The organism is Kitasatospora sp. NPDC051914, from assembly GCF_040680995.1.
Lineage (GTDB): Bacteria > Actinomycetota > Actinomycetes > Streptomycetales > Streptomycetaceae > Kitasatospora.
The window spans coordinates 1-8800 of record NZ_JBFAXX010000126.1 but is presented as its reverse complement, the minus strand read 5'-3'; the positions used below and the strand labels follow the sequence as shown (position 1 = coordinate 8800).

Below are 8800 nucleotides of genomic sequence, written 5' to 3'. Positions count from 1 at the left end.
ACCCCCGACGAGACCATCACGACAGCCCTTACCGCCTAGCCTGAAACCGGATCACCGAGTGGCCGTCGATACACCACTCCGGCGGACGTGACCTGGAAGACCTTGGACAGTCCGTGCGTCCCGTCCTGCTCGGACATCCCGTACTGGCCGGACGACACCCTGCTGGCACCCCACCTGGCGGCCCACCGCCTCACGATGGATCCAGCCCCCGGACAGGCCGCGTGGAGGAAGATCGGAATATGCACCTGCGGCAACATGACCACCAGGCCGTGGGACAACTCCGCAATTCTCGAGGCCTACGACCAGCACCTGGCGGTCGTCCAGCACGAGATCCGGCACGACGCGGCAGAGGCCGTCCGCCCGTCCGAGTAGCGGGACCGGATTGACCGGCCGTGCTCCGCATCAAGAGCCGCAGTCTGTGACGCCCGCGCACAGCGGCTGACAGGAGCGAAGACGGACCCCAACCGCTGTCACCGGCAGGGCACGTACTCGATCGCATTGCGGAATCGAGCGGCGCAGAAGTTGCCGCTGCGCACGGGAGTGCGAGCCGTCGCCTGCAGTATGAAGCGGGCCCCACACCGTCGTCGGCGTGGAGCCCGCTTCATGCGAGGGCCGCGGTCGGCAGGCCGGCCGCAGCCCTTCCCGTGATCGCCCGGCTCGTGCGGGCGGACGAGGACACGGGCCGGGCCGGTCCGCGGTTCAGCGCGGACCGGTCGGCTCCGGAACGTCGAACGCACGGTCGGCCGCCGTCGTCGTCACCCACTTCGGGAACTGCGCCACCGCTATGGCCGGCGTGGCGGGGAAGTGCGGGCCGAACGCCCCCTTCGGGAAGAACGTCACCCGGCACCGTCGGCACAGCCAGGCCGCCTGCCAAATCCGATGGCACCGCTCCTGGATCGCGTCCCACGCTCTGGCGCCGTCCTCGGCCACCCGGACCCGCCGCCGCTTCGTCGCCAACTGCACGATCAGCCCGGCCAGCGCCAGCGGCACGATGAGGATCAGCGGGCCGAGGAGATAGCCCATGACGTAGGCAGTATCGGCGTCCTCCAAGTCCGGGACGCCGCGGCTCACGTTCATCAGCCACAGGGCGGTGATCACGCCCGCCACGGCATAGAGCCCGAGGGCGGGCTTGCTGCGCTCGACCGCCGTCGCCGCTGGCGCCTGCGGCGGTGGCGGCAGGAGCAGGCCGCGCTCCGCCGCCCCGAGCGGGTGGCCGGTGTCGGTCAAGGCATGCGGCACACCCACGGTCCGGTCGGACTTGGCACAGCGGGGGCATTCAGCGTTCATCGGCCGGTACTGCTCCTGGTTCTGAGATTGCACTCGTAGGTGGTGCGTGGACGGCGTGACAGCGCATTGGAGCACAGGTATCCGACCGACTGTCACATGATTTCGGGACGCGGACCGACCGGGGTGTCGGCACCCACACCTGTCCTATCGCGATTGATCTGGTCTGCGGGTAGGGCTGCGACCTGCGACGACCACGTCAAATGAGACGCCGGCCGGCCGAGAATCTCAGGTGATCTGGTCCGGGTCTGGTCGATGCAGCTCAGCAGAGGCTCGGCCAACCCCTCGCGGCCGTCAGGACCGGAGTCGCCGTGCCTGAGGGTCGTAGCAGTTGAGGCCCATGGACGAAGCCACCTCCGCCGCGTAGGCGGATGCCTCCTCCGCCATGCTCCATCGCATCGGAAAGTAGATCAGGGGACCGTTCGCCTCTCCGATCAGCGGACCGGTCGACCACGGCGAGATGTCGTCTTCGTCCTCGGTGAGATCGGGCCATCGTTCCAAGAGCGCGGCGACATAGGCCGCGATTTGCCTGGCCGGAGGGACGTCAGGCCCGTCCGTGTCGATGTACTTGTCGTACAGATCGGTGAAGCACTGGCCCGCGGCAGCGTCATCCGCAGGGCGCTCGCCTTCCCAGACAGCAAGGTCGTAACTCATGCGCGAAGGCTGTCATCCCACACCGACAGCAGTGCCGAGGGGGCAGATCGCCTGAGACGACGGAGCGAGTCGGACCAGATCAACTGAGACCGGAGCCAGATCGCAGAAGACGGGATAATACCGCTGTCTCTCCGCTGCGGTCCGTGGTGGTCCCGTGGCAGGTGATCATGATTGTTTGCCAAGCGATCTTGACTGGGGCGTTCGCGTTCCTGGCTGGGCGAGAACCCGGCCTCAGGACAGCGGACCGGCCAGCAGCTGGGCGGCCAGGTCGTGCAGTTCGGCCACCGCCTCCTTGGTCAGCCCGCCGCAGTGCTCCTGTTGCTCCTCTGCGAGATGCAGCCATCTGCGGACCGGCCGCAGCGGTGAGCCGGGGTCGTCGGCGGGGCACAGTTCGAAGCCGATCCGCTCGGCCGCCGCCAACGGATCGAGGCGGCCGTTCAGCAGGTCCCGCAGGCAGTACCGGGCCAGCGCCCGGTCGCGGGCCTCGGGGGTGGCGGGTAGCCGCAGCACCGGCCAGAGTTCCTGCTCCAGCTCGGCCAGCAGCCGGCGTGCCTCCAGAGCGTCCCACTCGGGCAGCGCGCCGAGCTCCCACAGGCTCGGGGTGTCCATCCCGCAGGCCAGTGCCGTCCGGGCGGCCTCCACCGCCGCGGCGACCGTCTCCGGATAGCCGGCGGTCCCGCGCTCCAGCAGCACCCGGCGCAGCGGCTCCAGTGCCTGGTCCAGCTCCATGGCGCGAGCGTAGCTGTCCACTCCGGCATGGAGCGACGCGTTTTGGTCCGGCGGCAGCCGGCTCACTGCGCCAGCGCGGCATCGCCATTCGCCCGTGCAGCAACCTCTACTGCATCCCCGCCGCCGGTCGAGATCGAGTGGCAAACAGTCAAGATCATCTGACACGAGACAGCGGTGGAATCTGATGGCGTGGCGGCTGCGTTCCCGCGGCCAGTATCCGGGGCTGGACCAGGCGAAACAGGGAAAACCTACACCGGACGATCCCCGTCTTCCCGGAACATCCCACCCTCGCGAACGGGTGTCCGGGGGCATCGGCATACTGTCCGCGTGCCGATAGCCGAAGACCCCAGCCCCCGTCCCGCCGACGACTCCCCAGACGACCCGTTCGACGCCCTGGTGCTCGATGAGGAATTCGTCAGGGCAGCCTCCGTGAAGGAGGCCTCGGGCCGCGCACGGATGCTCGGCGCGAAGTGGAAGCGGCAGCCGCCGGAGGCCGTCCCGTGGCGTGCCGAGGCCGACAAGCCGCGCGACCGCGCCGGTCGCCGGTCGACGCAGACGGACCCGTGGGGCCGTCCGAAGCGGCGCTCCCGCAACTGGCAGGCGCCGCTGTTTGTCGTGCTGGCCGGTGCCGTGACGCTGGCGGCGCTCAACGTCGACGGGCTGCGCGACTGGTACCACGACCGCCGGGACAGTTCGGCGGCAGGCACTGCGAACCGGGCCCCGCTACCCACCCTGCCGCCGGAGACGGCGGCCCCCACGACCGCCCCACCGGCCGTCGACCCCGACACTCCGACCGTCGACCGCCCCTGGGCAGGCTCCCCGGCCGCGCAGTGGCCGCTCGGCGCGGCAGCGTTCGTCCTGCCCGAGCCGACCGCGGTGGGCGCCTTCAGCGCGAAGCAGGTGGGCCGCCAACTGGAGCAGGTACGCGACTTCCTGACCCTCAGCACCCTGGACCCGAAGGTGCTGGGCGGCGCCCGGCCGGACGCCGCTTTGGCCATGCTGAGCAGGGAAGACCGCAAGAGGGCCGAGCAGCGGTTCGCCCACCCGACCCAGGAGAACAGCCCGGCCTGGCAATTCCCCCGCTTCGACCCGCAGAGCACGGTCCTGGCCACCGACGAGGTACGGGTCCAGGGCCGGATCTCGGTGGAGGGCGACGGCGAGAACGGTGTCATGGTCCACACCGACTTCACGTTCGTCTACGCGCTCCGCCCCGGCCCCCACCCGGAGAAGGGCATCGGCCAGCAGACCGGCGGCACCGCCAAGCCGGCCTCCTGGCAGGCCGCACCGGCCGACACCCCGGCCGCCGGCAGCGGACCGGTGGCCCGGACCATCATCCGCAGCGCGGTCGACTTCAACTTCCCCAACCCCAAGCAGTTCCAGGTCGAGCCGGGCAAGCTCTACCTCGACCGTTACACCGTTGAAGGCGGCAACAGCGGCTGCGACCAGTCGGACGGCTACTTCCACCCCGTGTTCCCCGTGCCGAGCAGCGACGCCGGGCCGTCCCCGTCGTCGGGCGCACCGACGGTCGACCCATACGACCGCAGCCGGCCGATGGACAAGTACGACGGCCAGTGCCGCAAGTCCTCGCGCACCTGAACCGCCGCACGGGCGGGGCCATCCGCTCCGGCTCCGCCCGCACAGCGCAGGCCGGCACGTCTTGACCCGGGCCCGTCGGCGATCACTGTGACCTTCCGGCGGTGGCAGTCCAGGCCGCCGGGCACATCGACTCCGGCTGTCCTCTCCTCGAAATTGCTGCCCGGGCAGGTCCTCACGTCCGGTCTGTGACCGGAGCCGGTGACCGGTGGACGAGCACGGGCCCGGGCGAGAGAACGGCCGAAGCAACTCCCTGCCGCGGCAGGCCACCCGCGCCGCAGTCCTGTCCCTCGCCGCGGCCCCAGGCCCCCTCCTCGTAGCCCTGCTCGAGCACTGGCTCGGCACCCGCTGACATTGGCCGAACCACTGCCCCGGCGCGCAGGCCCGCGCGCCGAGGCCCGTCCTCAGCATGTCCTGACAGCCCGACACTCTGGATCGAGTTCCACCACCGACCGAAACAACTCGGTCGTTCCGTTCGACAGTTGCTGGTACGCTCCCCGCGCCCAACAAGATGATCAAGGGAGTTCGGTGAGAACACGGCACTGGTCCGCGCTGCTCGGCGCGGCGGCGATCCTGACGGCTGCGACGATAGGCCTGGGATGGGGAGACAGAGGCCCGGTCGAGGGGGCCGGTCCGGCCGCCGCGTCGCCCACACTGTCGACCGAGCACCGAGGTGCCCTTCTGGCCGCCTCCGCCGTGGTGCGCAAGGCGGGCAGTGTCCGCCTGTCCGTGGCGGACGAGGCACCCTGGAGCAGCACGGGAGTGTTCCACTGGGGACAGTCCCGCACGGCCGAACTGGTCAGGAAGCGGGACTACGACGACGAGCAGGTCGCGATGCGGGTGGTCGACCGGGCCTTCTACATCGGGCAGAGCGGGGAGGGCTGGGCCAGAGTCCCGCTCGGCGCGGACTCCGGGAAGGAAATGGATCCGGTGGAGCTCGGAGCCGCGCAGATCGCCGTGTTCTGGGTGATCGACCCGCTGTTCCAACTCGACGTCCACGGCCGTCTGGGCAGCGTCGTCCGCCAGGGGGACGAGAAGGTCGACGGCGCCCTCGCCGTGCACTACCGCAGCACCGTGGAGACCTTCGAGTTCGTCGAGGCCATCGGTGACGACCTGTCGCTCGCCCGGCAGTTGGGGGTGCGGCTCGCGCTGCATCGGCGCGGAAACACGATGGCGGCGGACTTCTGGATCGGCCCGAGCGGCGAAGTGCTGAAGATGGCGGTCGGCCTTCCGACCCAGCGCGACGTCTCCTCGGAGGTCCGGTACAGCGACTACGGCCGGGCCACCGCCGTCCAGGCCCCGCCGCCAGCCGAAATCCTCAACCCCAACGGCTGACACCCGACTCGGGCCCCGCACATCCCATCTGTCCGGCATGCCAAGACTAGCGTCGGACGAACGTCGGCGCCTTGAGAGCGACGACATGACGTCCGGGATCACGCACACCTGTCGAACCTGCGGCCGATCCGGAACCGTCCATCGTCCGGAGAAGGCGCGGGGCGGCGTCCCGGTACCGTTTCGCACCAGACCCGGACCCGCCGTGAAGGCCCACCATCGAAGGCCCCTGGAATGCGTCGGCGCTGTCTACGGTGTCTGCTCCCACAGCGCCGCGTATTGCGGGTGCCCCGAGAACACTTCCGCCACCGCCCGCACCTCCGCACACGGATAGGCAACCCTGCACCGGACGCACTCGCCCCGCCGGGCCCGGGTCTGCGCCACCACCTCCCCGGCGTCCAGCACCTCGCGCCACCGGCCGTCGAACCCCTCTTCCCCTGCGGCTTCGGCCAGCTGCGCCCGGCGCCGCCTGCACGGCGACCACCACCGTTCTCGAGGCACCCAGTGACCGGACAGCCTGTCGTGCAGCCGGCGCCGTCCCCGAGTCGGGCCCGCGCCGATCCGCTCCTCCAACCAGCGCCCCAGGAACCAGCTGACGAACCACCCGCTCGTCTTGTCCTGGTTGTGCAGCGGATGCTCGGCGACGATTGCGAATGACTCGGCGTCCTCCGCCTCCGACCGGTCGTCGAACCACTCGATTCGCTGCTCGGCCACCTGCGGCCACCACGCCTTCGGCGGCGTCTTCCCATTGCCGCAACGGTGGTTGTAGAACCGCTTCTTGAGGTCCGCGGTGATCCCCACGTACAGCAGGACCCCGTCCTCGTCGAACAGCCGATACAGAGCCGTCTGCTTCGAGTTCAACCTGTCCCACCGCTCCCGGCGCGCCGCGGCCACGCGCTCCCGCGCGGCTTCCTCCTCGAACGCCAGACGCATCTGCCCCGCCCACTCGGGCTCGGCCTCCGCCGCCACCACCACGGCGATGGCGTACAGATCGCCGCGGGCCGGCACGGACCGGGCAGGCTGCCCGAGAAGCAGCCGGACACAGCGCGGGTGCCAGCCGCGCGCGGCCAGCTCCCGCTCGTCGAAGAACCTCTTACGGGTCACCCCTCGGACCTTACGAGGAAACACCGACGACACTGCGCCGAACGTCCTCACTGCTGCGGCGCTTCCCCGAAACTGCCCTTGCGCTGTCCGCCACCTGGGACGATGCCCCGGCAGAGACACTGTCCGAATCAGTGCCGCCACGGACTCGAAGGCCACCGAGCACACCCCCTCGAGCCCCGCCCATGGGGCAGGCCAGGCAGCCCACCGTCACCGGATGACGACGTCGGCCAGCTCGTCGAGGGCTCCGCCGAGCTGCTGCAGGAGTTGCAGGCCGAGGGCGTCGACCGCGGGCCACTGCCGGTCCGGCAGGATCCGGCCCGGGTGCACGCCCTGTCCCAGCCGCCGCGTTGCTCGACGTACGCGAAGGCCGCCCGCCGGCCGGGGAGCGCGCAGCCAGCAGCAGGGGACCCCCGGGCGGAGACTGCCGACGGCCCCGCCACACCCAAGCCACCCGGGCCCCTCCCGCCTGCCCGTGAGGAAGGTCCCGCCGTCTTCCCGGGCTCAGGACGACCGCCCGGCGGGCTCGCCCCGCTGCCCGGGCCGGGGTTGATCGGCCGCGTGGCGCGGCTACGGTGCGCACCGCCCCGGCACCGCCGCGAGGACACATTCCCCGCCGCCGTGCCGTGCCCGTGCCGATCTTTCCGGGCTCCCGTGGGCACCCACACCCTTCGCCGCGAGGACACCCATGCCTGTGAACACCGCCCCACCCTGCCCCGCCGCCCTGATCCGCCCCGCCACCCCGGCCGACGCCGACACTCTGATGGCGCTGGTCCTGCTCGTGGACCTGCACCGCCCCGCCGAGGAGACCACCGCCGTCCACGCCGAGATGCACCGGGCCTTCACCACCGACATCCCCGGCGGCCCCCTGTCCCAGGGCCTGAACCACGCCCTGATCGCCGAGAGCCCCGACGGCACCCCGCTCGGCGCCGTCTGCTGCGGCCCGGCCCACTGGAACCAGGACAACCCCCAGATCCCCCGCGGCCTGCGCGGACCGGTCATGCGGCGCATCAGCACCGTGCACACCCTCGCCGTGTTCCCCGAACACCGGGGCAGCGGCATCGCACGCGCCCTGCTCCACCGGGCCGAACACGACTTCCGCACTGCCGGATTCGCGGCCCTGACCCTGCGCCACGACCGCAGCCTGGAGAGCTTCTACCGCCGCCTCGGCTACACCAGCGCCCCCCGCCTCACCCTCGAACTGCCCGGCACACTCGGCCTGGTCACACAGATCAACCGGGGCTGGCGGCACGCCATCAAACCCATCGCCAACAACGCGGCACTGCGCCTGGTGCACGGCAACCCGGTCCTGACCGGGGTCCTGCCGGACTGATCCACGGCCGGTGCCGTCGTACCACCCGCCCCCGGTCCAGGTGGCACGACGGCACGGCCGACCGGCGGGGGGTTGACCGGCCCGCCCGGATCGCTACCGTCCCTCCCCGTACCGCCCGGCGGCCACGCGCCTCCTTCTGCGCGGCCGTGCGGGCTTCCCCCGGCGCCCGTCCCAGCTCCTCCCCGGGGCGGGGCGGCGCCCTGTTCGGGCCTACCTCTGTTCTCGTTGCCGCGCTCCGACCTGCCCTGTTTGACGTCCGATGATCCGATGATCGGTGTCGGCGGGAGGTCGCGAGCTGGGACTGCTGACGACCCGCTGCACTCCGTGCCGCCATAGACTTCCCGACCACGGCAATCGAGTACGGCGGTGTCTCCTCCACACCGAGAGCGCATCCTGACCGCCGTCCTCGCGATCGGCATGGTTTTCACCATCCTCTGCGCTCGTATCGGAAGATCGCCCGCCCCTCCCAGCAACCTCTGTGTCTTCACCAGCGGGGCCAACATCTCGTGGAGCGAGGGTGCCCGAAGTGGCCCTGCACTGGGTGCTGCCTGCGCGGCGAGAGTCGCCCGTTCGCCTCTCGTCCGACGGGCCTACCCGGCTCGGGGCTTGAGCAGTTGTCCTGCCGCCCGGTCGTCCGACTGACGCGACGGCCCGTCTGCATGACGCCGCGGCGGCCCGCGGGGGGCATCGGGCCGCCCCGGGGGCGGTTTTTGCCGGCGCGGCGGCCGATCAGTTTTTATATATCGGGATAGCACACCACGTAACAACAGACAC

At 70.9% G+C, this 8800-nt stretch carries 7 protein-coding genes; 3 read left to right on the top strand and 4 right to left on the bottom strand.

Going from position 1 to position 8800, the window contains the following annotated elements; translation table 11 throughout:
- Positions 1 to 699: 699 nt before the first annotated feature.
- The 3 genes from AB0M03_RS38740 to AB0M03_RS38730 all read right to left on the bottom strand — a co-directional run bounded on the left by AB0M03_RS38740 (position 700) and on the right by AB0M03_RS38730 (position 2667).
- On the bottom strand, positions 700 to 1320 hold the full coding sequence (locus tag AB0M03_RS38740) for a hypothetical protein (RefSeq protein ID WP_363501225.1): 621 nt from the start codon (positions 1318 to 1320) through the stop codon (positions 700 to 702).
- A 258-nt stretch (positions 1321 to 1578) separates the two neighbouring features.
- Positions 1579 to 1938 carry a hypothetical protein gene (locus tag AB0M03_RS38735; RefSeq protein ID WP_363501222.1) on the bottom strand — a complete coding sequence of 120 codons (360 nt, stop codon included), beginning with the start codon at positions 1936 to 1938 and terminating at the stop codon, positions 1579 to 1581.
- Positions 1939 to 2169: 231 nt separating this feature from the next.
- On the bottom strand, positions 2170 to 2667 hold the full coding sequence (locus tag AB0M03_RS38730; protein WP_363501219.1) for a hypothetical protein: 498 nt from the start codon (positions 2665 to 2667) through the stop codon (positions 2170 to 2172).
- Positions 2668 to 2994: 327 nt separating this feature from the next.
- On the opposite strand from AB0M03_RS38730, the gene AB0M03_RS38725 reads away from it, so the two are divergent.
- Together AB0M03_RS38725 and AB0M03_RS38720 are read left to right on the top strand one after the other, a co-directional pair.
- Positions 2995 to 4263 carry a hypothetical protein gene (locus AB0M03_RS38725; protein WP_363501216.1) on the top strand — a complete coding sequence of 423 codons (1269 nt, stop codon included), beginning with the start codon at positions 2995 to 2997 and terminating at the stop codon, positions 4261 to 4263.
- 525 nt (positions 4264 to 4788) lie between these two features.
- On the top strand, positions 4789 to 5595 hold the full coding sequence (locus AB0M03_RS38720; protein ID WP_363501213.1) for a hypothetical protein: 807 nt from the start codon (positions 4789 to 4791) through the stop codon (positions 5593 to 5595).
- A gap of 246 nt (positions 5596 to 5841) precedes the next feature.
- Here AB0M03_RS38720 and AB0M03_RS38715 read toward each other — a convergent pair whose 3' ends face one another.
- Complete coding sequence (locus AB0M03_RS38715) at positions 5842 to 6696, bottom strand: GIY-YIG nuclease family protein (protein WP_363501210.1); 855 nt, start codon at positions 6694 to 6696, stop codon at positions 5842 to 5844.
- Positions 6697 to 7381: 685 nt separating this feature from the next.
- Between AB0M03_RS38715 and AB0M03_RS38710 the strand changes: the two genes are divergently transcribed.
- Positions 7382 to 8026 (top strand): GNAT family N-acetyltransferase, encoded by a 645-nt coding sequence (locus AB0M03_RS38710; RefSeq protein ID WP_363501207.1) that lies wholly within the window; start codon positions 7382 to 7384, stop codon positions 8024 to 8026.
- Positions 8027 to 8800 lie beyond the last annotated feature (774 nt).